The sequence below is a fragment of the Haladaptatus marinus genome, from assembly GCF_051194195.1.
This window is the reverse complement of sequence record NZ_JBLZNK010000002.1, coordinates 85,473-110,439: the sequence shown is the minus strand read 5'-3', so window position 1 is coordinate 110,439 and position 24,967 is coordinate 85,473. Positions and strand designations below refer to the sequence as shown.

The following is a 24,967-nucleotide window of genomic DNA, read 5'->3' as shown; positions in this document are numbered from 1 at the left end:
TTGCCTTTATGGGTTTCGATTTATCGAACCCAAACCCTACTGACCATCACATTAAAATCACTGGCCGTCGCGTGATATTTCATGGACGTTACACATGCGAACGCGAAAAGCGATTCCGTCCTCGACGCGATCGGAACCGCCGTCATCGCCGACCGCGAGTTCCTCGAAACGGTTCTCCTCGGCGTGATGGCACAGGGTCACGTCCTCCTCGAGGACGTACCCGGAACCGGAAAGACCCTCACCGCCCGGAGTTTTGCTTCCGCGCTCGGCCTCTCCTTTAGCCGTGTGCAGTTCACGCCCGACCTCCTCCCGGCGGACGTGACGGGGACGCACGTCTTCAACGAACAAGACCGCCAGTTCGAGTTCAACGAAGGCCCCATCTTCGCCAACGTCGTTCTCGCGGACGAAATCAACCGCGCACCGCCGAAGACGCAGGCAGCGCTCCTCGAAGCGATGGAGGAGCGACAAGTGACCGTCGATGGCGACACGCGCGAACTCCCGAAACCGTTCTTCGTCATCGCCACGCAGAACCCCGTCGAGCAGGAAGGTACCTTCCCGCTTCCCGAGGCACAAGTCGATCGATTCGCCGTCAAAACGAGCCTTGGCTACCCCGAGTTGGACGGCGAAATCGAACTCCTGCGCAGGCGTGCTAATCGCCACAGCCAGAGTCCGAGCGTCGAAACCGTACTCGACAATCAACTCGTCAGTGACCTCCAGTCCGTCCCCGAGACGGTGCACGTGGAAGAAGACCTCATTGAGTACATGGCCGCCATCGCCCGCGAAACCCGCGAAGACCGCCGGGTCGAAGTCGGCGTCTCGCCCCGTGGTACCCAGCGCCTGTTCGAGGCCACCCGCGCCCGCGCCGCCATGCAAGGCCGAGAGTTCGTCACGCCCGACGACGTGAAGCGAGTTGCGTACCCAGTCCTCGCTCACCGTGTCGTCCTCACCCCGGACGCCAAGGTGAACAACGTGCGAAAGGACGAAATCATCGAGTCGGTGTTGGACAGCGTGCCGGTGCCGACGGTGGAATAACACGAAACCGCGCGTCCGAATGAGCAACAGGTCGCAGTGCGTTCCCTTATTCTCGCTCAACCCATTCTTCGCGGAGGAGTCCGTACTGAATCATATCGCGGTGTTCGCCGTCGATGAACATGTATTTGCGGCGGCGTCCCTCCTCGGCGAACCCGAGCGACTCCAGTAAGCCACGGGAAGCGTCGTTGAAATCGAAGGCTTCCGCACCGATAGCTGGGGTATCGTACGTCCGAAAGGCGTAGTCGATAACTATGGAAACGGCCTCCGTGCCATACCCTTGGCCGTGTACCTCCGGGACGAGCCAATAGCCGAGTTCGGGCCGTTTCCAGTCGAAATCGGTGATGGTCACGTCCGGTTGGTTTGATTCTGCCTCCGACCCGTCGAGACAAACAAGAAAATGGTCGGAGTCCTCGTCTTCGACGTGTTCTTCGAGTCGTTTCCGACTCATGACCGGGTTGCCTATCGGATACCGGAGTTCGGGGTTCGTCAACGAGCGCTGGACGAACGGTACATCCTCCCGTTCGACCGTCCGAAGCGTGACTCGCTCACCACTCTGGATGGATGCCCCCGGCATGAATCCAGAGTTGGTGGCGGGTGTGAAATGTTTTCTGCAATCTCACAGACAACAGCTATGCCCGCAGTGCCGAGGTAAGCGCCAGCGCCGCAATCAACAGGAACACCAGCGCGGTCATCGGTTGCCCGCCGCTGCCGAGCAAGTAAATTCCGTAGCCGACGCCGCCCGCCGAGATGGCGACCACGGTGCTCGCCGCGGCGTGCATCAGTTCGAGGGTTTGGGTGTCCGCCTCCCGGCCCAACTGCTCGCCGACGTTGATGGCCTGTTCGCCGAAGTCCCACGCCAGCACGGTCGCTATCGTGCCGGGAATCAGGAGTTCGGGCGGAGCCGTTCCCAACCCACCAGCAAGCACACCGACGAGGAGGGCGAAACTCCCGGTCGTAACGATTTTACGCGACCCGCGGACGACACCGAGTGCGACCAGCACGAGGCCAAGGACGCCGCCAGTCACCCCGACACTTCCTAAAAAGGCACTCGACCCGAGAGCGACGGACGCGGCAATGGTTGCGAGCAACTGGCTCGTTCGTGCAGGCGACCGGTCGATTTCGCTCGTCGGTCGCGTCGTTTCGTCCGTGGAATCCATCTCGGCATGTTCATCCGTTTCTTGCTTGCTCGTCTTCGTCACGGTTGGCCCCGGTTTTCTCGTCTCGTTCTCGTTCGTTTTCGTCGCCCGCTCCACGCTCGTCTCCATCTCGCTCATCGACGCCACCTCCGGTTCGCCCGTACCAGCGTCACGCCGAGCGAATCGTCGGTGTTCCAATCGACGACGCGGATACCGGCCGACCGAAGCGACTGCATTCGTTGCTGGCGTTCCGCCCACGCGAGTCGCTGTCCGGTTGTCGTGTCGTTGGTCGAGTCGGGACTGATGACGGTCACGGCATGCCCGCTCGCGTCGAGCCGCCGCGCCACCTCCGGTGCAAAGGGATCACAGAGTGGGGAGAAAAATACCACCTGTGCGTCCGCTGGCAATCGTCGTCTGAGCCACCGCAGTTTCAGCGTCGAATAGAAGGTACCCTCGGGTGGGTTCTGTGAGAACGCATTCGCATTTGAAAGCAGTTCTCGCGCCTCCGCGCGGTGGTACGCACCGGTGCCGGGCGAAAGCCATAGTTCGTCGGGCCCGAACGCCGCGATTCCGACTCGGTCGCCGTTGTCGAGGAGCGCACTGAACGCATCGCCGGTAGCACGAACCGCGTGTTCAACCGCACCGGGGTCGTCCGCGTCGTGAGACAGGTAGGCGTTCGAGCGAACGTCCACGACCAGCACGACAGTCGCGGTTTGTTCTTCCCGGAACTCGACCGTCGTCAGTTCGCCGGTTCTTGCTTTTCGATTCCAGTCGATACGCGAAAGCGGGTCACCGGATCTGTACTCGCGGGTAGCGAAGAATTCGATGCCGGAACCACCCTCGCGGGTTGCGAGCAGGCCAGTGTGTCGAATCGTCTGCTCGCGAAGTGGAACGTCTTCCGCCGTGGTTTCGAGCTGCGGCATGCAGGTAATCGTCGTCTCGTCCGCGAGTTCGAACTCGTGTTCGACCGCCCCGCTGAAATCGCGGGCCAACACTTGCGCCGGGTCGAAGGTGTGTTCGCCCCGAACCGCTTCGACCGTGTAGGCAAACACGGCTTTCTTCCCGGGGCGGAGCGCCGTCCCGAGACGAGGCGACCCCGAAACGACACGAAGACTTTCGGGCACGCCATCGACGACTCGCAGGTCGGGGGCGGTTTTCGCTCCCGTATTTTCGACCGTCACCTCGACCAACACGTTGTCACCGGGTTGTGGGCCGGGGTCGCTGACGACCCGCGTCAATTCGAACTCCGTCGCCGGAGGCGTCGCAGTTCGCGCGTACGCCGCGAACGCGACGCCGATAACACCTGCGAGGAGCGTTACCGGACTGCCGACGATGGTTCCGACCGCGGCGGCGAGAAGCGCGATCGCGCTTACGCCGTACCACCGATTCGTCTCTCGAACTGTCATCGGTTGTCCTCCACGTAGTCGGCGACGGCGTTTGCAGCACGGCGTGCCCGCAGTTGAAACGTCGTCTGGCCGCCGAGCGACCGACGGAACCACTCACGCCACGACCGACGTGGCGCGGATGGCCCGCCGAGGAACGCCGCAGCCTCCGCATCGTCCGTCCAACTGCCGGTTTCCAACCGGGTTCGTGCCTCGTCTTTCGAACAGCCGTCTCGTTGGACGATTGCTTCGATGAGCGACGATTCGAGGGTTCCTCTGAGCTGCTTTCGCGCTCGAAACCGATCCTTTCGCCGTCCCGTGTGAACGATGCGGAGGCGCTCGTCGAACTCGGCTCCCGGCGTCGGAAGCGTCACGTTCGTTTCCGGGTCGCCGGTTTCCGCCTGGAGAAGGTCGCGCTGTCGTCTGCTCTGCACGACGCGCAATCCCTGGACGAGCGTCAGCACCCCGATGAGCTTCACGAAGATCGCCCCGGTCGAGAAGACGGTTGCGAGTTCGGGGGCGAACACGATCGCGAGTCCCCATCCCACTGCGAGAATTCCGACGACGGTCACCAGCGGCCTGTCCTTCATTCGTCATCCTCCGCGTAGGTTTGCTCGATTCGACGGAGCGCGTCTACGGCCCGTTGTTCGCGTTCACCGGTCGCGTCCTCGCCACCGTACCGCACTTCCTCGAAGATGTTCGTCAATTCGGTTACGTCGTCGCAGGCGATTCCCGCGTCTACTGCGGCCACGGCGAACTCACCCGGCGTGCTCGATTCGGGAGCGGAAACATCCAAATGCTGGGTCATCTCTCGCCAGGCTCGGTACACCTCGTTTTCGACGCTCGCGTCCGATTCGATTCGATCCGCCGCTTCCCCCGCCGCGCGTCCGACGGCGGCGATATCCTCGTCCTCGAACGGTTCCTCGACTGTCGTTGTCTCGGGGTCGTCCCCGCTGGAACTCTTCACGAGGAGTGCGAGTGCGCCGACGAGAGCGATACCAAGGACGACGAACAACACGACAGATGGTGCCGTCACGCTCGTTGCACCGTCGCCCGGGCCACCGAACCCACCGGGTGGGAGCGAAAAGTTACTCTGGTTGTTGCCGGGGAGAATGGTACTCGATTGGTTCCCTGATGGGACGACACACGCGGTGAGAATCGCGTGCAACAGCAGTATCGGAACGCCGACCGGGCCGATGATGGCAAATGAACCGAGCAGCCCGATTCGCCAGTACGCGAGCGCCACGAGGAGGAGAAATCCGCCGATAATCGCGAGAATCGCGGGTGTCGTCGCGAGGACGGGATAACAGGGCAGTTGTATCGGGACGGGCGGGCCGAGAGCGACCGACCCGTTTCTCGATGACTGGTCGGTTTCGCCGATACCAGCGCCGCCGGAACCCATGCCAAACCCGGTTCCACCCCCGCCGTCGGTCGTTACGGCGGAGTTCAGCGTCGCGGCGGCGAGGGCAATAGCGAGCACACAGAGGAGGGCGATTGCGAGGGGGCGAGCAGTGTCGAGATCCACGGTACCGAGTAGCGGGATTGAAAACTTAGGCTTTCTGTCTTCTTTCTGAACGACATATTTGTTGGAAATTGGTTTCTATTCGCCACACCGGTCGATATCGGAAAACATTCGCTCTCAACCGCACTCCCCGACAGTCGCGGGAAATCTTCGATAGAATGCGACCAAATTCGACCGTTGTCGTGTGGTAACGAACGGCAAACCGTTATGACCCGCGCGTCCGTGTCACAACTATGCGAGGTTTGTGGACGATTTTCGTCGTTCTGCTCGTATGTGCTGCACCAGTGTTCGCGGTGACTGGTGGCGTAACTGACGATGTGAGCGATGCAGGCGTCGAAGCAGTCGGTAAGCTGACCGGTAGCAACGTGGATACCTCCCCGAACGTCCGACAGCAAGCTGATCCGCAGTCGGACGTAATCGGTTGGGAGAACGGCCACTGGCACAACGAGAGCATCGCGGTAAATCAGAGTGATGGTTTGACGGACGCCGAGTTGAAAGCCTACGTTGGCCGAGCGATGGCCCGCGTCGAGTTCATCCGGAAACAGGAGTTCAAACGACCGGTGCAGGTCGAATCATTGCCGCGAGCGCAGTACAAACGGCTCGTTCGCGCACAAGCCCGGAGCCAGTACACACCATCCCAGCGCGCGTGGGAGAATCAAATCTGGGAGGCGATGTTCGTGACAGGTGAAAAACCGGACGCCGCTCGCCAACAGACGCGTCTCTTCCAGCGACGCGTCGCCGGATTCTACCTCCCTGATAGAGACGAGATTTTCGTCATCTCCGACGAGAACCTCGTCGTCGACAACGCGACGCTGATTCACGAACTCACACACGCCCTGCAAGACCAACACGTCGGTCTGGCCTCCTCACAGTTCGAAGCCAAAACGATGGACGGCCAGCGAGCGCGGGATGGCTTGACCGAGGGAGAAGCGTCCTACGTCGAGGAGCGATACAAAAATCGGTGTGGTAACGAGTGGAGCTGTGTCGAGATGCCCGGCCCACCACGAGCAAAAACACCGTACGGTGGCGGGTCACTTCCGAATTTCAATCTTGGCATGCAAGTTAGCCTGATTCAACCCTACGCCGACGGTCCCGCCTACGTCGCGTCGAACGTCGAATCGGAGGGATGGGAAGCGGTCGAACGGAAGTACCGTAACCCACCGAAATCTTCCGCGCAGGTTATCGACCCCAACAAGGCGAACGAGGAGCCAACGACGCTCCAACTTGGGGAACAAGCGCGAAACGGCTGGAAACTCTACGGCAAAAAGGGTGAGAATGGGTCGGAAACGGTTGGCGAAACCGGGATTTACACCATGTTCTGGTATCAGGGTCGCGTCTACGACAATCCGATAATTCGATGGCGGACGTTCGAAGACCCGGAATCGGGCGAGTTCGACATGTTCAACTACACCAGCGTCCCGTCGGAGGGGTGGGCGAACGACCGACTCTGGCCGTACCACAAGGGCGACAAGCGCGGCTACGTCTGGGAAACGAACTGGCGGACGAACGAGGACGCAACCGAGTTTCAGCGCGCCTATCGCGACCTCCTCCGGGGCCAGAACGCGACACGAGTCGCTCCCGGTACGTGGGTCATCGAAAATGGAGAGTTCGCCGACGCCTTCCGTATCGTTCGTGACGGCCGAACTGTGACGATAGTGAACGCCCCGACGAGGGATGATTTGAGCGATATCCGGCCCGGCATCGAGGACGGTCGCTCCAACTCACGAGACGTTCGGCCTGCAATCCACGATTAGGCCGACGCTTCATCGGCGGCGACGCTCGTCGGAAGGACGTCAGTTTCGCCCGCGACGGCCAACAGGTCGTGATAGCGGTTGCGAATCGTGACCGTACTTACGTCAGCGACTTCACTCACGGCGTCCTGCGTCAACGTTTCACCCTCGAGGAGGGCGGCAGCGTACAGGGCCGCGGCGGCGAGGCCGACAGGCGATTTACCGCTGATGATGCCCGCCTCCTTCGCCAGCTTGAGGAGGTCGTGAGCGCGCCGGTTCGTCGCCGCTTCGAGGTCGAACTGACTCTCGAACCGGTTCAGATACTGTTCCGGGTCTGCCGGTTTGACTTCAAGACTGAGTTCGCGGATGATGTAGCGGTAGGTGCGTTTGAACTCCATCTCGTCGATTCGACTGACGGTGGCCACCTCGTCCATGGTTCGGGGGACGCCCGCCTGTCGCGCCGCGGCGTAGACGCTCGCAGTTGCGACGCCCTCGATGGAGCGACCCGGCAGGAGGTCTTCGTTCAGCGCGCGTCGGTAGATGACACTGGCCATCTCCCGAACGTTCTCCGGGAGGCCGAGGGCGCTCGCCATCCGGTCGATTTCGCCGAGCGCTTGCTTGAGATTACGCTCTTTGCTGTTTCGCGTGCGGAACCGTTCGTCCCACGTGCGCAGGCGCTGCATCTTCTCGCGTTGGTTGGGGCTCAGCGTTCTCCCGAAGGCGTCCCTGTCCTGCCAACCGATGTTGCTCGACAGGCCTTTGTCGTGCATCATCTTCGTCGTCGGCATGCCGACGCGTGATTTCGAATCTCGTTCGTTGGCGTCGAACGCTCGCCACTCGGGGCCGCGGTCTATCGCGTCCGTCTCGACGACGAGGCCGCAGTCGGCACAAACGGTTTCGGCGTGTTCCTCGTCACTGACGAGGTTGCCACTACATTCTGGACAGACGTTTTCTCGAACCGCCTCGTCCGTGTTTTCGCGTTCGTCTTCACCCTCGCGTTCTCGCTCGGTGTTCGCTACGACGGGCTGGTCGGTATTTTTGATATTCGTACTCATGATGGGAATGAAGCGGGAATCGACCCCGGTAAAAATGGGAACCGAGGGCGAACTCACTAACTACAGGTTAGTACGAAAGGTATATAAATGTTTCGCTTGAAAAAGCAAGCACTGGTATCACACCGCAAATTCTAGCGAATGAATCCGTATTCAATTGCAACAAATGAGTCTCAGATTAAACTATTCATAAGAATATACCAGTCGTTCTTCGAGAGCAATAGAGATGAGACGACAGACGCGACGAACGTTCGTCGCCACCGTCGGTGCGCTCGGTCTTTCGGGATGTTCCTCGCTGGCCGAGAAAGCACTGTTTCCGGAAAGCGATACCGAACGGAAAACGCGACAAAAAGGGAAATCGAGTGCCCCAGTAGCGGTTGCTGACGATTTCGAAGACCTCAGTTATTGGCAGGCAGTCGAACGACAAGGGTCACTATCGAAGTCGACCGACGCATACCAAGGTTCTCAGTGTGCTCACGTTGTAGGTAGTCAAAAGACGAAAGAGGGACACCTCATTCGATCCGTCTCCGATGCAGACCTGCGCGGGACGAACCTTTCGATGGCTGTCAAAGTCACCAGCCACGATTTTTTCAAAATTGCTATCGATCTCTACGCACCCGACAGCGACCATACGATATCGTTCAAGCGAACCTTCCTCGGCCCGAAAAATCGCTGGGTTCGGGTCAACTTCGGCGTCACGAGCGTCGCTAATGACGTTGACCTCTCGAACGTGAAGAAACTCCACATCGTCGCCCGACCGGTAGACGTCAACGCTAAGGAACCGGTCGAATTCCTCGTTGACGACCTCAAAACCGCTGCTCAACCGAACACCGGCTCCGTGATGTTCACCTTCGACGACAGCCACATCAGCCACTACCGTGCCTACGAACTGATGCAGGAGTACGGATTCGCTGGCGTCGAGGGCGTCATTCCGAAGAGCATCGGACGCGACGACCGCCTGAGCGAAGACCAACTGGCGACGATGGCCGGAGACGGGTGGGACATTTCCGCCCATCCCAACGTCCAAGCCCACTACTTCTCCGACTATTCGCCGGACGAGCAGGAGCGTCTGATGAAGAAAACGCAAAACTATCTCGAAGACAATGGATTCGATGACGGAGCACGACACCTACTCGTCCCGAAAAACGTCGTCGGCTCGGAGACCTTCGACCTCGCACGAAAATACTACGACACGGTGTTCAGTTTCGGTGGCAGTCCGAACGCGATACCGCTCGAACGAGAGGACGCCATCGTCTCGCGGGTAAACGGCAAAAACGTCGAGGAGACGAAACAATTCATCGACTATGCCGCCGACTACGGTCAACTCGTGGTACCCCTCTTCCACGAGGTCGGAAACGACATCAGCGAAAGCGATTTCGAATCGCTGTTGAAATATGTCAAAAAGAAAAACATGAACGTCATTACCGCCTCCGACTTGTTGTAATCATAACACTCGACACCGTTCATTTCGTTCAAACCGCAAACGGAGATCACAGTACGGTTTTTGTCGGTAGTGAGAGGTCACAGAACTGACCGCCATCGGTGAGTCTTAACATCTCCGACGCCAATGAGTATGCATGACGGAGAAAGCGACGCTCGGTGGCGGTTGTTTCTGGTGTACTGAGGCCGCGTTCAAGGAACTGGACGGCGTCGAATCGGTTACGTCGGGCTACGCCGGTGGCTCGGTCGAAAACCCGACCTACGAGGCAGTGTGCTCCGGCGAAACCGGCCACACGGAAGTGATACAGGTCGAATACGACCCGGAGACGGTGAGTTACGACGACTTGCTGGAGGTATTTTTCACCATCCACAACCCGACGACGCTCAACAGGCAGGGTCCCGACGTTGGGTCGCAGTATCGCTCCGCGGTCTACTACCACGACGACGAACAGAAGGAAATCGTCGAAACGTTCATTGACCAACTCGAAGCGGCGGAGGCATACGACGACCCGATCGTCACGGAAGTCGAACCGCTGGAGACGTTTTACGAAGCCGAGGAGTATCATCAGGACTACTTCGAAAAGAACCCCAACGACGCCTACTGCACGATAAACGCCGGGCCGAAAATCGAGAAAGTACGAGAGCAGTTCAGCGAGAAAGTGAAACAGTAGCTAACCGAAGCGCGGTTCCCCCGAACCGTTTTGTTTTGTGGCGTTGAGGCTCCTCTCGATGCCAGTTCGACCAGCCTACGTGAAGAAGGTGGGAGACATGTTGTTGGAACGCTATCCCGAGGCGTTCACCGACGACTTTGACCAGAACAAAGAGAGCGTCTCGAAACTGACGAACATTACGTCGAAAGACGTTCGAAATCGCGTTGCGGGATATATCGCACGAAACGAAGGAAAAGTACGGCAACAGTAAGACAAAACTTATGGCGCGGTCTCAGCAAACCGCCAGATATGGTCTCACGAAATCATTTTGCCCTCTTTTTCGTCGGTCTACTCATCATGGTCGCCTGGGTCTATCCCTTCTTTGTCTTCGCGGACTACGACTACCGCTACGAATCGGTCGGTCAGTCCAAGGATTCCCCGGACGGGCGACAATGGTGGGTCTTCGACGAACTGTCGCCGAGCGACCAAAAGACCGTGCAGAATATGATTGAAGGACAGGAGTACACGTTCGAATCGAAAGTACAAGCTCCACCTACAGTCGTAAAAAAGGGTGAAAAGTACTACTACTTCGATGATACACAAACCCCGGATTGGTCGAACCCGCGAACACCGGGGACGCTCCTCGTGTCCCTGATGGGACTAATCACCGTCCTCCAGTCGATTCGCCTCGAACTCGTCAGTCGTGACCCGGCGAGTCTCTAATCGGAAACCAAGTTCCGTCCGTTTTCTCGTGAAAACGCATTCTACGAAGGCGTGGAGAAATCCCACGCAGAAGCCGCCGTGAATCCGGCGAGTGCAGTGAGTCCGACGAGTGCAACCCCACCCAGCGAAGCAACCGCAACGAGCGGCGAGTACGCGTCGGCGATAAGGCCACGCAATCGTGAACGGCAGTTTGACCAGCGCGTACACCATCGACGCGGCGCTGAGAACCGTCGCTCGGCCAATCGACGCCGAATGGTCGTTGATGTACTGGTTGACCAACGGCCGGAGTAACGTCCGTGACCCGGTTCGAACGAAGAACATCGGGAGCGCGAAGAGTGGAGCGAACACCGGAATGACGAGCGAGACGGCGAATATGAGGGGAACGACCGTTGTCGTCGCCCGGACACCGAACGCGTCCTCAACCGTTCCGGCGTGATAGCTCACTCCGGCGGAGAGGAGCGAAAATCCGGCGTACAGCGGGCCAATCCATTCGACCGGGATTCCGAGCATTTCGGTCGCAATCGGGTGGACGTAACTTTCGACGGCGGCGGTGAGGGCGAAAAACAGCGCAACGTACGCGACGAACGACCGAAGTGGCGATGCCGAGAGATGGTTCCGAACGAATCGAATCGCATCGATCGGGGAGAGCACGTCACGATCAGGGTCGGAGTATTCCGGATTCCGTGGGAGCGTGAACAGGACGAACACGCCAGCGCCGTTCAGCAGACCGGAGACGAGAAACGGAAGGGTCGGGTCAAGTTCGTACAGTACCCCGCCGATGAGCGCTGCCACAACGGTCACACCCTGATTGACCGCCGTTCCACGACCCCCGACGTGTGCGAACCGGTCGGTGTCGAGTTCCGTTTGCAACGTCTCGTAGAGCCACGCATCGTCACTGCCGGAGCGAAAGACGAGCGCGAACGTCCAGAGGACGTACAGCACCGCGAGCGCGAGAAACGAGCGAGCGACTACGAACCCCAGAATCGAGGCGGTCATGCAGACGGTGCTAACGATGAGGCTGTCACGGCGACCGATTCGGTCGCCGATATATCCGGTCGGAACCTCGCTTACGACAGTCAGACTGGCATACAGGGTGCTGAGCAGGGCGATTTGTGTGTAATCCAGATTTCGGTAGAGCAAGAACAGGGTGAAAATCGGCGATATGAACCCCAGCGAGAGGGTTGCCTGATAGCAGTAGTATTTCAGTACGACCGCCGGAGGACGCGACATTTCGTTTTCGCATCCGAACGATACCCAGAAAGCAGTTTGCTGACAGCAATTAAAGTTAGATATTTTTCAATAATGGGGTCGGCAGCGGTACGTGCCTACCAGTTACGAATCGACCGAAATGTAGCCATCGGACTGAACGACGACCTCGACGCCGGAGTAGGTAAACGAGAGGGACGCGACCGTGTTGTCGGGGTCACCGTCGAGACGAACGAGTCGGTCGAGGATTTCCGGGTCGATAACGTCGTACAGTGGGGGATGGAGTTCGTATGGTTCGACATTGACCATCTCCGCAATCGCCTCGATGACGAGAAGACTCCCTGTTTGCGGGCTACTGGACGACTTGGAGACATCTGTTTCGGTCATTTACATACTCTCCGTTCGCGCAGTGGAGGCTTTCCCGTGTGTGTTTACTATGCAATGAAACGACACCAGTCTCCACCGGGTTACTCCCGCACGATAGTTTTCCCGAGGAGGGAGTACAGTCCCCGTCGAATTCGTTTTGCAAGCGCCTGCCGCGAGATGTCCAGAACTGGAGCGATATCTTCGAGCGATGACTCGCGCGGGTCGTTGAAATAGCCGAACTGGTAGGCGAGGACGAGCGCTTCGTACTGGGCTTCGGATAGTCCGAAGTTGTCGGCAAAGGACGGAGCATCGACTCCATGAATTCGGACGAGTTTCGTCCGGACATCCCGCTCTCGACAGTATTCGAGGAATTCGCGAACGTCGTCGTTCGTTTCCGTTCGGAACTCGAACTTCCACTCCGTGTCCGACCCGTGGGCGGACAGAACGGTGAGATTCATCTCCACGAGCGTTGCAAACGTGTTTTCGACCGATCGACTCCATTCGATACGAAACAGCATTCGGTCGTTCCCGACTTCATCTATCTTCCGAATTGCGCTAATCGCCTCGTGGGTGCTCGCCGCTCGCTCGACCGATTCGGCACTCGTACCACGAATCCAGACGAACGGAACGACGACATCCGGCATTGGGATGATTCGCTCGAATTCGACCGAGACACCCGGTAGATCCGCGAAGACACGACCGACATCGAAATCTTCGGCTGGAATAACGAATTCGGCGATTGCGACCATGCATCTATGGGATGGTCGGAACTGGTGTAAACGTTCCCACAATTGTTCACAGGGAGGGCTGATGAAACAACGGGCCATAGATTCAGGCATCTACAGCGCATCGCTATTGGTATGGAACTGTACGCCGCGATGCGAGGTGGATTGCTCGTCGCCGACGAGGCGGGGACGACGGAAATACGTCTCGACAGTCACGACCTGGAGTGCGTCGCTGCGACGCCCGACCACGTCTTCTGCGGAACGTTCGACGCCGGACTGTTTCGGAGCGACGACGGTGGCGAGACGTTCCACGCGGTCGGACGCGGGACGATTCGAGAGTCGGTGATGTCGCTCGCCATCGACCCGACTGACCCGAAGACGGTCTGGGTCGGGACGGAACCAAGTGCAGTCTATCGAAGCGAAGACGCCGGGGAGTCGTGGGAGCAACGCGAGGGGCTGACGGATCTCCCGTCCGAACCGCACTGGTCGTTCCCGCCACGTCCACACACCCACCACGTCCGCTGGATAGAACCCGACCCGCATGACCCGGAACATCTCTATGTCGGCATCGAGGCTGGCGCACTCGTCCAAACTCACGATGCAGGTGAAACGTGGGAAGACCGCGTTCCGGACGCCCGGCTGGACAACCACTCGTTAACGACGCACCCCGAAGCCCCGAACCGCGTTTGGTCTGCCGCCGGAGACGGCTACGCCGAGTCCGTGGATGGCGGCGAGACGTGGGCATACCCGCAGGATGGCCTCGACCATCGCTACTGCTGGAGCGTCGCAGTCGTTCCCGACGACCCGGACACCGTCCTCGTTTCCAGCGCTACCGGCCCACGAACGGCACACAACGCCGACGCCGCCGAATCGTACGTGTATCGCAAACGGAACGGCAAACCGTGGAAACGTCTCGACAGCTTGGAGACCGGTGCAAGCGTCACTCGGGCGGTGTTCGCAGTCGATGAATTGAACGGAAAACTGTACGCCGTGACCAATCGCGGTATCTTCCGAACCGAGGATGCGGGAACAACGTGGGAGCCGCTCGATTTGGAATGGCCGCCGGAGTTCGAACGCCAGACAGCACGCGGATTGGCGGTGGTTCCCTAATTCACTCCGTCGAAACTCGTCGGTCGAAGAAGTCGTCGACGAGTTCGAACGAGCGAATCGTCTGTTCGATGTCGGTGCTTCCGTGACCCTCTTCGCCGAATTCTTCGTACTCGTAGTCTTCGCCCTCTTCGAAGCCGTCGGCATCGAGGGCGTCGTGGAACAGTCTGGCCTGCGAGACGGGCACGCGGGCGTCATTGACGCCGTGAATCATCAGTAGCGGCTCGCTCAGGTTGTCCGTGTATTCGATGGGACTTCGCTCCCGGTAGAGGTTGTGGTTTTCCTCCGGGTCGCCCATGAACTTCTCCATGAGGCCGGTTTGGTAGTGTGGCATCGTGTTTTCGTAGATGTCGTGGAGGTCGGTGACGCCGACCGACGCGATGCCTGCGGTGTACAGTTCCGGATACTGCACCATCTGCCAGTAGGCGCTGTACCCGCCGTAGGAACCGCCGTAGGCGACGACGCGCTCCTCATCTATCTCGTCCTTCTGCTGGAGCCATCGAACACCCTCGGCAATATCGTCCTGCTCGGCACCGCCCCAGTCGCCGATGAGGCTGTTTTTGAACTCGCGCCCGCGACCAATCGAGCCGCGATAGTTGATTTGCAGGACGGTGTAGCCGCGACTGGCGAAGAACTGCGCGCGCTGGTCGAACTCTCGACGGTCGTTCAACGTTGGGCCGCCGTGAATGTCCACGACCGCCGGAGAGGGTCGTTCTCCCGAGTCGTACAGCAGGCCGCCGATTTCAAGTCCATCGTGCGATTCGAAGCTGACGTACTCCGCGTCCGCGAACGAGTCGGGGTCGATGTCGCCGTACTCGGGTTCGAGGAGCGTTTCGGTCTCGCCGGATTCGAGGTCGTACACGAGCAGGGCGGGACGCTGCGTCGGCGTCGTCTGTTTCACGAGTACTCGCCCGTCACCGAGCAGGGCGGCGTCCCCGTACTCCGGGAACGACGCGACGCCCATCGGCAAGTCGAGTTCGGTGGCGTCTCCGCTCTCCATGTCGTACACGAGCGGGACGACTGCGGCGTCACGGGGTCGGAGCACGAGGAAGCCGTTTTCGTCCGGAAGAAAGCCGACTGGGTCTTCGACGTAGTCGCCGAATCCGAACCACTCGATGTCCCCTGTTTCGAGGTCGTAGATGCCGCACCGAATTTTGTCCTCGGTATTGTCCGAGACGAGCAGTCGGGTTCCATCCGGCGACCAGTCGGCGAATCGGGTTTCGCTGCCGTCGGTGCCGAGTTCGAGGTTTCGTGGGTTCGACCCATCCGCGTCGGCCACATACACGTCGTCGTTGTTCAGGTCGTCGGACTCGTTCGTCGTGTACGCGAGTCGGTCGCCGTCGGGAGCGAATCCGCCGTTCCAGACCGCGCGCTCGTACTCGGTCAACTGCTCGTTGGGTCCCGCCTCGCAGTCGTAGCAATAAAGGTTCAACTGCCCGCCAGCACTACTCGCGTACAGGAGTTCGTCGTCGTGAACGTCGTTGAGGAAACACTGCCCCGAATCCTCGACAACGGGAGAGACGTTACCATCGAGGTCGATTTCCCAGATGTCGTTCTGCTCGTCGCCCGCGTCGTCGCGGTGGAAGTAGAGACTGTCACCGTCGGCAGTCCACATGAATGGTCAGCGGGCGTCTCGCGGGACGTTTTCGTCGCTGATCTGTGTCGTCTCACCGGTCGCCACGTCGATAACGTGGAGTTCGTTTCTGCCGGTGGTGTCGTAGTAGACCGCGACTCGCTCGCCGTCGGGGGAGGCGGCGGGATGGTGAAACTCCGGAAGTCGCGCGAGGGCTTCCAGCGAAAATCCGTCTGTCATCGAGTCATATTCGCAAACGTCAACATATTAGTCTTTTCAAGCCAGCGAAATAGAACTGGACGGCTCGAAAAAGCGGGACTCAGTTGCGAGACCGAATTGGGAACCGTGACGACACTCCATCGAGACGTCGTACACGGCCACCGAGCCGAAGGGTCTCTGCCGAGATTATTCGAGGTCGAAGCGGTCGAGACTCATCATTTTATCCCACACACCGACGAAGTCGTTGACGAATTTCTCCTCTGCGTCGTCGGAGCCGTAGACGTCCGCGATGGCTCGAAGTCGGGAGTTCGAACCGAAGACGAGATCCACGCGGGAACCCGTCCACTCGATTTCGCCCGTTTCACGGTTGCGCAGCTCGTAAATCTCTCGGGCTTCCGAGGACGCTTCCTGTCCCATGATGTCTTCGGATTCTGAGGACGCTTCCCACTCGTAGTCCATATCGAGCAGATTCACGAAGAAATCGTTGGTCAGCGTCTCCGGCTGGTCGGTGAAGACGCCGAGATCGGAACCCTGGTAGTTCGCATTCAGGGCGCGCATGCCGCCGACCAGCACCGTCATCTCAGCAGCCGTCAGGTTCATCAGATCCGCCCTGTCCACCAGCAACTCCTCCGCCGACTGGTCGGCCTCGTCTCCGAGGTAGTTACGGAACCCGTCGGCTTCCGGTTCGAGCGCCTCGAAGGACTCGACGTCGGTTTGTTCCTGCGAGGCGTCGGTACGGCCCGGTTCGAACGGCACGTCCACGTCGTACCCGGCATCCGCCGCCGCCTGCTCGACGGCAGCGTTGCCGCCCAGTACGATCAGGTCAGCGAGCGAGACCTTCGTTCCGTCGGATTGCGAACTGTTGAACTCCTCCTGAATCCCTTCGAGGGTTTCCAGCACCGTCTCCAGCTGTTCTGGCTCGTTTACCTCCCAGCTCTTCTGCGGTTCGAGGCGAATGCGGGCCCCGTTCGCCCCACCGCGCTTGTCGCTATCTCGGTACGTCGATGCCGACGCCCAGGCGGTCTTGGCCAGTTGGGAGATGGACAGTTCCGAGTCGAGAATCCGCTCTTTGAGTTCGGCGACCGCTTCCTCCCCGACCAGTTCGTGGTCGACGTCGGGGATGGGGTCTTGCCACAGCATCTCCTCGTCGGGAACCTCCGGGCCGAGGAATCGAACCGGCGGGCCCATGTCACGGTGGATCAGCTTGTACCATGCCTTCGCGAAGGCGTCCTGGAACTCGACCGGGTTCTCCTGGAAGCGCTCGATTATCTCCCGGTACTCCGGATCACGCTTCAGGGCGACGTCCGTCGTAAGCATCATCGGGGTCTGCTTCTTCGACGAATCGTGGGCGTCCGGAACGGTGTCCTCCAACTCCTCGCCCACCGGCCGCCACTGCCACGCGCCGCCGGGACCTTTCTCCGGTTCCCACTCGTAGTCTAGCAGGTTGTCGAGGTAGCCCATATCCCACTTGACCGGCGCTTGGGTCCAGGGGCCCTCAATTCCACTGGTAATTGTGTCGGAGCCCTTGCCGGAGCCGTGCTCGTTCTCCCAGCCGAGGCCCTGTTTCTCGATAGATGCGGCTTCGGGCTCAGGGCCGAGGTTGTCACCGGAGTCGGCACCGTGAACCTTTCCGAACGTGTGTCCGCCGGCGATGAGCGCGACGGTTTCCTCGTCGTTCATCGCCATCCGGCCGAACGCCTCGCGAATGTTCTCCGCCGACCCCTCGGTGTCCGGCTCACCGTCTGGACCCTCCGGGTTAACGTAGATGAGGCCCATCACGGTGGCACCGAGCGGCTCCTCGAGTTCTCCGTCGTCGAATCGCTCGGTGGCCTCCATCTCGTCCTCGGGCCCCCAGTAGACGGCCTCGTCGGGCTCGAAGGCGTCTTCGCGCCCGCCGGCGAAGCCGAACGTCTCGAATCCCATCGACTCGAGGGCGACGTTTCCGGTTAGGACTAGCAGGTCGGCCCACGAGAGTTTGCGGCCGTACTTCTGTTTGACCGGCCAGAGTAGTCGGCGGGCCTTGTCGAGGTTCGCATTGTCGGGCCAACTGTTGAGGGGGGCAAAGCGTTGGGTACCGCCGGATGCGCCGCCGCGGCCGTCCGTGGTGCGGTAGGTACCGGCGCTGTGCCACGCCATTCGAATGAAGAGCGGCCCGTAGTGGCCGTAGTCAGCGGGCCACCACTCCTGTGATGTCGTCATGACCTCTTCGATGTCCGCCTTTACCGCGTCGAGGTCGAGTGTCTCGAACTCCTCGGCGTAGTCGAAATCCTCACCCATCGGATCGACTTGGCGAGCGTTCTGGTCAAGGATGTCCAAGTTCAACTTGTTCGGCCACCAGTCGTGATTGGAACCACTCATCGTCGGGGAACCTCCGAAATCTCATCGTTCGCGACTGTGAACGTTCCATTTTCGACGTCGCCCGTTCCGCACTCGGGGTCTCCCATACCATGCTTGGGTGTATCCTCAGACATTAACAGTATCTCCTGTGGATAAGTGATACAAGGTAATCTTAATAAACATACCGATGATGTTCTCCATCCCTTTCCATTAATTTCTGTTATAGGACTGCATTTTCACTATTTGGAAAATAATTCTCCAATATCGCCATCAAACTAGCTAGATTCCGTTTCGTTCTACTGCTGTTATGGGTCGTCGCCGAGGTCGAGTGTTGCGAATAGACGCCGAAGGTCGGTCTCCCGCCCGTCGGTTCGAAGCAGTTCCACGGAGCGCTCGACGCTCTCTATTCGTCGCAAATTTCGTTCGTATCTCCGTTCGAGTTCGATCCGTGCCTCCCGAATCGCGGTTCCACCTTCGCGAACTGCCGCTCGCGATTCGCGGAAAACCGCCACCGTTTCGCGTGTCCGCTGGAACACCATGTTCCACCCGACGTGGGTCGAGAAAGTAGTCCTACCGGCGGGGCGAACTGGCCGCGAACGTTTTGGTTTTCCCCGTCGTCCACCCTTCGATGCCAGACTACGCAAGCGACGTACTCGTCTCGGCGGAATGGGTAGAAGACCACATCGAGGAGTTCGAAAGCGACGACTCAGACTATCGACTCGTGGAAGTGAACAGTCCCGAATCGCCCGACAGCGATTTTCCGTCACGCTACGACGAGGGACACATCCCCGGCGCTATCGGCATGCAGTGGGACGAAGACCTCTCCGACGCGACGGAGCGCGATATCCTCAAAAAAGAGGACTTCGAGCAGGTGGTCGGCGAGGCCGGAATCAGCGAGGATTCCACCGTCGTCTTCTACGGCGACGGCTGGATTCCGAACTGGTTTGCGCTGTTCGCTTACTGGGAGTTCAAATACTACGGTCACGAGGACGCTCGCGTGTTAAACGGCGGGAAGGATTACTGGGTCGAAAACAGCCACGAACTTACCAATGAGGAACCCGACCATCCGGCAGTGGAATACCACGCCCGCGGCCCGTTCGAGGGAATTCGGGCGTACAAAGACGAGGTAGACAAAGCCATCGAGTCCGGACTTCCCCTCGTTGACGTTCGCTCGCCCGAAGAGTTCACCGGTGAAATCATCGCCCCCGAAGGGTTGCAAGAGACGGCACAGCGCGCAGGCCACATCCCCGGCGCGAGCAACATTCCGGTCGCGCAAGTTCTTGCAGACGACGGCCGATTCAAATCCGCCGACGAACTGCGTGACCTCTACGCCGACCACGACGTTGACGGCGAGGAGTCGGTCATCGCCTACTGCCGGGTTGGAGAACGGTCGTCAATCGAGTGGTTCGCCCTGCACGAACTGCTCGGTTTCGACGACGTGCGAAACTACGACGGGTCATGGACCGAGTGGGGGAATCTGGTTCGCGCGCCCATCGAAACTGGCGAGGAAGATTAGCGAACGGGAACGCGCGGAACAAGGGGAGCGACAGGCCGAAGGGAGTCGCTCACGAATCCCCAGTATCACCGATACTCAACAACTCGTCGGCGACCTGTACGGCCATCTCGAAGCGACTGCCTCCTTGCCAGTGGCGACCAGACCGAGCCAGTATCTCGGGGAGGCGGAAGCAGTCGTTGGGGATGCAAGAGGGGCACCAGAATCAGTCGTGAAAAAGCGCGTCTCGCAGGCGGCTGAACTGCTCTCGCACGTTGATGGGACGGGGAGCGACGAGGCGAACGAACACGTCAAGCAGGCGCGGAAACTGACGGACGAAATTCTGTCCAAAATGGAATAGCGATTCGACAGCAAGGTCTGTCGCTTGGCGAGTCTTTAACCCCCCGCGCCACCCTTACCCACAGTCATGAGCAACAGTGGCGAGAAAGACGACGGGTTACGAAGCCGTGAAGTCACCGAAGGGCCGGAACGCGCGCCGCACCGGGCGATGTTCCGGGCGATGGGATTCGACGACGATGACCTCTCTTCCCCGATGGTCGGAGTGGCGAACCCCGCCGCGGACATCACACCGTGTAACGTCCATCTGGACGACGTAGCCGACGCCGCCATCGAGAGCGTCGATTCGGCGGGCGGGATGCCGATCGAGTTCGGCACCATCACAATCTCCGACGCGATTTCGATGGGCACCGAGGGGATGAAAGCCAGCCTCATCTCGCGCGAGGTCATCGCCGACAGCGTCGAACTCGTCGCGTTCGGCGAGCGCATGGACGCCCTCGTGACGGTCGCAGGGTGTGACAAGAACCTCCCTGGCATGATGATGGCGGCCATCCGCACTGACCTGCCGACCGTCTTCCTCTACGGCGGGTCGATTCTTCCCGGCGAACACGAGGGACGCGAAGTGACAGTCCAGAACGTCTTCGAGGGCGTCGGCGCGGTGGCCCACGGTGACATGACCGAAGAGGAATTAGTCGAACTCGAACACGACGCCTGCCCCGGTGCGGGGTCGTGCGGCGGGATGTTCACCGCCAACACGATGGCATCCATCAGCGAAGCCCTCGGACTGGCTCCGCTCGGTTCCGCCAGTCCGCCCGCCGAGTCGGACGAGCGATACGAAGTCGCGGAACGGGCGGGGGAACTCGTCCTCGAAGCGGTCGAAAACGACCGCAGACCCTCGGATATCCTCTCCCGGAAATCGTTCGAGAACGCCATCGCGGTGCAGGTCGCCATGGGCGGTTCCACGAACGCAGTGCTTCATCTCCTCGCACTCGCCGCGGAGGCCGGAATCGACCTCGAAATCGAGGACTTCGACGAGATTTCCCGTCGGACGCCGAAAATCGTCAACCTCCAACCCGGCGGGTCGCGGGTGATGCAAGACCTGCACGAAATCGGCGGCGTGCCGACCGTTCTTCGCCGATTGCTCGATTCAGGGCACGTCCACGGCGATGCGATGACCGTGACGGGCCGAACCGTTGAGGAAGAACTCGACCATCTGGGTGTGACGGGAGAGGTGGACGAGAACGCCGACTTCATCCGCCCGGCAGATGACCCGTTCCACGAGGAAGGCGCAATCAAGATTCTGACCGGCAATCTCGCGCCGGACGGTGCGGTGCTGAAGGTGACCGGCGACGACAAATTCCACCACACCGGCCCGGCCCGCGTTTTCGAGAACGAGGAAGATGCGATGAAATACGTGCAGGAGGGTCACATCGAATCCGGCGACGTACTCGCGATTCGCAACGAAGGACCGCGCGGCGGCCCCGGCATGCGTGAAATGCTCGGCGTCACCGCGGCGGTCGTCGGCCAAGGTCATGAAGACGACGTGGCGCTTCTCACGGACGGACGGTTTTCGGGTGCAACGCGCGGTCCGATGGTCGGTCACGTCGCACCGGAAGCCCGCGACGGCGGCCCAATCGCGGTTCTCGAAGACGGCGACGAAGTGACGGTGGATATTCCGAATAGACGGCTCGAAGTCTCGCTCTCGGACGAGGAAGTCGCGGCGCGACTGAACGACTGGGAACCCGGCGAAGCGCCCTACTCCTCCGGTGTCCTTGCCAAATACGGCGCATCGTTCGGGTCGGCGGCAAACGGCGCGGTGACGAACCCGAGTGCAAAGCGGGAGTAACAGGACGATTTCCGACTGCGAAGCAGTCGGGCCGAGGAACCCCAACCAGGGGTGACGACGGCTTTTGGTTCAGATTTTCCCAGCGAAGGAGTTGGTTTGCGGTGTTGAACTCGTCGATACTGCTCGTAATCGAAACGCGCCCGAGAAAGTGATCTCGACGCACCTTATAAATAATCGGGGTCGAACTCCGCTGTGTCAATTTATCACAATAGACTTTCGACTCGAAAGTCCGTGAAATGAACACTCGATTCGACTGAACAGGTTGAAGGGAGTTGTCCATCAGTGGTCGGATCAGCCAACATCATCCTGAATACATAAATTTACAAATTTAACCGAAGATGCTGTTGTTTACCACAAGATACTGCGAAAAATCGAAAGTGTTTTTGAATGGTTGTCGATGTACATTGGTATTGTATGACGAGTAGTGTAACACAAACGTGGCAGCGCTATCGGTCGGTACCCATCATCTACCGTATCGCGGCTGCATTCGTTCTCGGCTCTATCGTGGGACTCGTGGTTGGCGAGCCGGCGACGAATCTCCAGCCCCTCGGCGACTTGTTCGTCCGACTGCTGAAGATGGTTATCGTCCCCATCGTGGTCTTCACGCTAATCATGGCCGCGCGGAACCTCTCGCCGAAGAACCTCGGGAAGGTCGGCGGTCAAGTCATCCTCCTGTACCTCTTCACGACGATGATCGCGATCGGACTCGGTCTGGTCGTGAGCAACGTCATCGACCCCGGTGTCGGCCTTCTGCTCGAAAATGCAACAGGCACCGTCGAGACGAAGCAGTCGCCGGGTCTCGGACAGGTCTTCCTCAACATCGTCCCGGAGAACCCGTTCGGTGCGATGGCGGAGGGGAAAATCCTCAGCGTCATCTTCTTCGCGCTGGCGTTCGGCGTTGGCCTGACGGTGGTTCGTGACGAAGCCGAAGAAGGGTCGAGCGTCTACAACGGCGTCGAGACGATCTTCGACATCGTCGAAGCGGGCGCAGAAGTGATGTTCAAAGTCGTCTGGGGCGTTATGGAGTACGGCGTCATCGGCGTCTTTGCCCTGATGGCTGCGCTGTTCGCCAACACCGGTGTCGAGGCCATTTTCTCGCTGTTCAAACTGTTCGCGACGCTTGCCATCGCCATCGGTATTCAGATTTCGGTCGTCTATCTCCTCTTCATCATCAGCGGACTGGTCGGTCAATCCCCAATGTCGTTCGTCCGCGGGAGCAAAGACGCCATGATGACGGCACTGAGCATTCGTTCGTCTAGCGGGACGCTCCCCGTGACGATGTCCAACGCGGACGAGAACCTCGGCATCGATCAGGAGGTGTACAGCTTCTCGCTCCCCCTTGGCGCGACCATCAACATGGACGGGACGGCGATGTACCTCGGAATTGCCGCCATCTTTACCGCGAACGTCGTCGGGAAATCGCTGACGATGGCGGAGCAGTTGAGCGTCCTCGTGACGGCGCTCATCGCGAGCGTCGGTACTGCGGGCGTCCCGGGCGCGAGCATCGTCATGATGACCGTCGTGTTCACGCAGGTCGGCCTCCCGGTTCAGGCGATTGCCCTCGTCCTCGGTATCGACCCGCTTCTCGACCGGATGCGCACGATGAACAACGTTACCGGTGACCTCGCCGTGACGACTCTCGTCGCGAAATGGAACGACGCCATCGACTTCTCGACCGGCGTGTGGGCCGACGATGGTGTCGAATCCGGCAGTGTGACGAGTACCTCGACGACTGACGACTGACGAACGACGAACCCAGATTTCCTTTCAGCAATGAATTCGAATTCGACGAGTGACGCGACGGAAAGCCACCGAATCGTGGAACGCGCCCGGGACGTGATTCCGGGTGGTGCCCAAACCGGACTCCGGGCACAGGCGTACGACACGGGCGAAGTCGCCTTCGAGCGCGCGGAGGGCGCGACGCTTACGACGGTCGATGGCGACGAATACACCGACTACCATCTCGGCTTCGGCCCCATCATTCTCGGGCACGCCCACGAAGCGGTGGACGACGCGGCCCGGAGAGCCATCGACGGTGGCGTCCTCTACGGCGCGGGGACGGCCCCACTCGAAGTCGAAGTGGCTGAACGACTGGTCGAAAACCTCCCGAGCATCGAGCAGGTCAACTTCTGCAACAGCGGAAGCGAGGCGACGTACCACGCGATTCGACTCGCCCGGGCAGCCACGGGCAACGAGAAAATCTTGAAGTTCGAGGGCTGCTACCATGGTTGGCACGACTACGTGGATATCAGCGTCTATCCGCCGGAAGACCAGCTCGGCGAGCAGTACCCCGAGTCGGAGGGTATGCTCTCGTCCGCGGTCGAAAACACGCTCGTCGTTCCGTTCAACGATTCGGAGGCCGTTGCGGAGGTTTTCCGCGAACACGGCGACGACCTCGCGGGTGTTATCTTCGAACCGGTTCCACACTCGGTTGGCTGTCTTCTGCCCCAACAGGGATTCTTGGATACGGTCCGTGAACTGACCGCTGAGGCCGACGTACCGCTCATCTTCGACGAGGTGATTACGGGGTTCCGTCACTCGCCACACGGCGCGCAGGGCGAGTTCGGCGTGACGCCCGATTTGACCTGCGTGGCGAAGGCACTCGGCAACGGCTACCCGGTCGCGGCAGTGGGTGGGCGCGAAGACCTGCTCTCACAGGCGGGCGGGGACAACAAGAGCGGTGTCGTCATCAGCGGCACGTACTCCGGAAACCTGCCCGGACTCGCCGCGGCACGCGAAACCATCGACACTATCGTGGAGGAAGATGTACAGGGCTACGTCACTGGCCTCGGCGACGAATACCGCGACGGACTCCGTGACCTGCTGGCCGACCACGGCATCGAGGGCCGCGTCGTCGGCCACCGGAGCATCTTCAGCCTCCAGTTCGGCGTCAGCCAGGAACCCGAAAACTACGAGGACATCCTCGGCCTGGACGAGGAACTGTTCCGCGAATTCGCGGCCGGGATGCGCGAACGCGGCCACTTCTTCACGCCGAACCCGTACAAACGCCACCACCTCTCGTTTGCCCACGGAGCGGAGCATCTGGCGTCGTATCTCGACGACGCCGACGACGTGCTTGCGAACCTCTGACCCGGTTCAGCAGGCTTAACCCCGCCCGGTTGTTACGAAACG

23 protein-coding genes and 1 pseudogene are annotated in these 24,967 nt (G+C 59.9%); 12 read left to right on the top strand and 12 right to left on the bottom strand.

The window, feature by feature from the left end:
* Positions 1-81: 81 nt before the first annotated feature.
* Entirely contained in the window at positions 82-1,032 is a 951-nt protein-coding gene (locus ACN2TU_RS02515; protein WP_435152684.1) for an AAA family ATPase, read from the top strand.
* A gap of 46 nt (positions 1,033-1,078) precedes the next feature.
* Here the strand turns inward: ACN2TU_RS02515 and ACN2TU_RS02510 are convergent, their stop codons facing one another.
* Genes ACN2TU_RS02510 through ACN2TU_RS02490 form a run of 5 tightly spaced genes read right to left on the bottom strand, consistent with a single transcriptional unit; the run spans position 1,079 to position 5,075 of the window.
* Positions 1,079-1,606 (bottom strand): GNAT family N-acetyltransferase, encoded by a 528-nt coding sequence (locus tag ACN2TU_RS02510; protein ID WP_435152682.1) that lies wholly within the window; start codon positions 1,604-1,606, stop codon positions 1,079-1,081.
* Positions 1,607-1,661: 55 nt separating this feature from the next.
* Positions 1,662-2,306 carry a DUF7519 family protein gene (locus ACN2TU_RS02505; protein WP_435152680.1) on the bottom strand — a complete coding sequence of 215 codons (645 nt, stop codon included), beginning with the start codon at positions 2,304-2,306 and terminating at the stop codon, positions 1,662-1,664.
* A complete protein-coding gene (locus ACN2TU_RS02500) occupies positions 2,303-3,574 on the bottom strand; it encodes a DUF58 domain-containing protein (protein WP_435152679.1) in 1,272 nt (423 codons plus the stop codon). The genes ACN2TU_RS02505 and ACN2TU_RS02500 overlap by 4 nt, the downstream gene beginning before the upstream one ends.
* Positions 3,571-4,140 carry a DUF7269 family protein gene (locus tag ACN2TU_RS02495; RefSeq protein WP_435152677.1) on the bottom strand — a complete coding sequence of 190 codons (570 nt, stop codon included), beginning with the start codon at positions 4,138-4,140 and terminating at the stop codon, positions 3,571-3,573. The genes ACN2TU_RS02500 and ACN2TU_RS02495 overlap by 4 nt, the downstream gene beginning before the upstream one ends.
* Positions 4,137-5,075, bottom strand: coding sequence for a DUF4129 domain-containing protein (locus ACN2TU_RS02490; protein ID WP_435152675.1), 939 nt, complete (start codon positions 5,073-5,075; stop codon positions 4,137-4,139). The genes ACN2TU_RS02495 and ACN2TU_RS02490 overlap by 4 nt, the downstream gene beginning before the upstream one ends.
* 230 nt (positions 5,076-5,305) lie before the next feature.
* On the opposite strand from ACN2TU_RS02490, the gene ACN2TU_RS02485 reads away from it, so the two are divergent.
* Positions 5,306-6,826 (top strand): Hvo_1808 family surface protein, encoded by a 1,521-nt coding sequence (locus ACN2TU_RS02485; RefSeq protein WP_435152674.1) that lies wholly within the window; start codon positions 5,306-5,308, stop codon positions 6,824-6,826.
* On the opposite strand, the gene ACN2TU_RS02480 is transcribed toward ACN2TU_RS02485, so the two are convergent.
* On the bottom strand, positions 6,823-7,857 hold the full coding sequence (locus ACN2TU_RS02480) for a transcription initiation factor IIB (protein ID WP_435152672.1): 1,035 nt from the start codon (positions 7,855-7,857) through the stop codon (positions 6,823-6,825). The genes ACN2TU_RS02485 and ACN2TU_RS02480 overlap by 4 nt on opposite strands.
* A gap of 223 nt (positions 7,858-8,080) precedes the next feature.
* Here ACN2TU_RS02480 and ACN2TU_RS02475 point away from each other — a divergent pair, with 223 nt between their 5' ends.
* The 4 genes from ACN2TU_RS02475 (at position 8,081) to ACN2TU_RS02460 (ending at position 10,667) form a co-directional block, all read left to right on the top strand.
* Entirely contained in the window at positions 8,081-9,298 is a 1,218-nt protein-coding gene (locus ACN2TU_RS02475) for a polysaccharide deacetylase family protein (protein ID WP_435152670.1), read from the top strand.
* Positions 9,299-9,431: 133 nt separating this feature from the next.
* Positions 9,432-9,965, top strand: a complete 534-nt coding sequence (gene msrA, locus ACN2TU_RS02470; RefSeq protein WP_435152668.1) for a peptide-methionine (S)-S-oxide reductase MsrA — start codon at positions 9,432-9,434, stop codon at positions 9,963-9,965.
* Between the two features lie 58 nt (positions 9,966-10,023).
* Complete coding sequence (locus ACN2TU_RS02465) at positions 10,024-10,215, top strand: 30S ribosomal protein S17e (protein ID WP_435152667.1); 192 nt, start codon at positions 10,024-10,026, stop codon at positions 10,213-10,215.
* Positions 10,216-10,253: 38 nt separating this feature from the next.
* On the top strand, positions 10,254-10,667 hold the full coding sequence (locus ACN2TU_RS02460) for a hypothetical protein (RefSeq protein WP_435152665.1): 414 nt from the start codon (positions 10,254-10,256) through the stop codon (positions 10,665-10,667).
* Here the strand turns inward: ACN2TU_RS02460 and ACN2TU_RS02455 are convergent.
* The 3 genes from ACN2TU_RS02455 to ACN2TU_RS02445 form a co-directional block, all read right to left on the bottom strand.
* Positions 10,605-11,897, bottom strand: coding sequence for an MFS transporter (locus tag ACN2TU_RS02455; protein WP_435152663.1), 1,293 nt, complete (start codon positions 11,895-11,897; stop codon positions 10,605-10,607). The genes ACN2TU_RS02460 and ACN2TU_RS02455 overlap by 63 nt on opposite strands.
* Positions 11,898-11,999: 102 nt before the next feature.
* Complete coding sequence (locus tag ACN2TU_RS02450; protein ID WP_435152661.1) at positions 12,000-12,260, bottom strand: HalOD1 output domain-containing protein; 261 nt, start codon at positions 12,258-12,260, stop codon at positions 12,000-12,002.
* Positions 12,261-12,340: 80 nt separating this feature from the next.
* Positions 12,341-12,988, bottom strand: a complete 648-nt coding sequence (locus tag ACN2TU_RS02445) for a helix-turn-helix domain-containing protein (protein ID WP_435152659.1) — start codon at positions 12,986-12,988, stop codon at positions 12,341-12,343.
* A gap of 111 nt (positions 12,989-13,099) precedes the next feature.
* Between ACN2TU_RS02445 and ACN2TU_RS02440 the strand changes: the two genes are divergently transcribed.
* A complete protein-coding gene (locus ACN2TU_RS02440; RefSeq protein WP_435152657.1) occupies positions 13,100-14,074 on the top strand; it encodes a WD40/YVTN/BNR-like repeat-containing protein in 975 nt (324 codons plus the stop codon).
* A gap of 1 nt (position 14,075) precedes the next feature.
* Here the strand turns inward: ACN2TU_RS02440 and ACN2TU_RS02435 are convergent.
* The 3 genes and pseudogenes from ACN2TU_RS02435 to ACN2TU_RS02425 all read right to left on the bottom strand — a co-directional run bounded on the left by ACN2TU_RS02435 (position 14,076) and on the right by ACN2TU_RS02425 (position 18,739).
* Positions 14,076-15,884 (bottom strand): annotated as a pseudogene (locus ACN2TU_RS02435) (S9 family peptidase).
* A gap of 165 nt (positions 15,885-16,049) precedes the next feature.
* Positions 16,050-18,221 carry a catalase/peroxidase HPI gene (gene katG, locus ACN2TU_RS02430; protein WP_435152655.1) on the bottom strand — a complete coding sequence of 724 codons (2,172 nt, stop codon included), beginning with the start codon at positions 18,219-18,221 and terminating at the stop codon, positions 16,050-16,052.
* A gap of 284 nt (positions 18,222-18,505) precedes the next feature.
* Complete coding sequence (locus tag ACN2TU_RS02425) at positions 18,506-18,739, bottom strand: hypothetical protein (protein ID WP_435152653.1); 234 nt, start codon at positions 18,737-18,739, stop codon at positions 18,506-18,508.
* A gap of 89 nt (positions 18,740-18,828) precedes the next feature.
* Between ACN2TU_RS02425 and ACN2TU_RS02420 the strand changes: the two genes are divergently transcribed.
* The 5 genes from ACN2TU_RS02420 to ACN2TU_RS02400 all read left to right on the top strand — a co-directional run bounded on the left by ACN2TU_RS02420 (position 18,829) and on the right by ACN2TU_RS02400 (position 24,925).
* A complete protein-coding gene (locus tag ACN2TU_RS02420; protein WP_435152651.1) occupies positions 18,829-19,716 on the top strand; it encodes a sulfurtransferase in 888 nt (295 codons plus the stop codon).
* Between the two features lie 55 nt (positions 19,717-19,771).
* Complete coding sequence (locus ACN2TU_RS02415; protein ID WP_472850200.1) at positions 19,772-20,053, top strand: DUF8152 family protein; 282 nt, start codon at positions 19,772-19,774, stop codon at positions 20,051-20,053.
* A 66-nt stretch (positions 20,054-20,119) separates the two neighbouring features.
* Complete coding sequence (gene ilvD, locus ACN2TU_RS02410; protein ID WP_435152648.1) at positions 20,120-21,835, top strand: dihydroxy-acid dehydratase; 1,716 nt, start codon at positions 20,120-20,122, stop codon at positions 21,833-21,835.
* A gap of 414 nt (positions 21,836-22,249) precedes the next feature.
* On the top strand, positions 22,250-23,578 hold the full coding sequence (locus ACN2TU_RS02405; protein WP_435152646.1) for a dicarboxylate/amino acid:cation symporter: 1,329 nt from the start codon (positions 22,250-22,252) through the stop codon (positions 23,576-23,578).
* Positions 23,579-23,608: 30 nt separating this feature from the next.
* On the top strand, positions 23,609-24,925 hold the full coding sequence (locus ACN2TU_RS02400; protein WP_435152645.1) for an aspartate aminotransferase family protein: 1,317 nt from the start codon (positions 23,609-23,611) through the stop codon (positions 24,923-24,925).
* Positions 24,926-24,967: the final 42 nt, after the last annotated feature.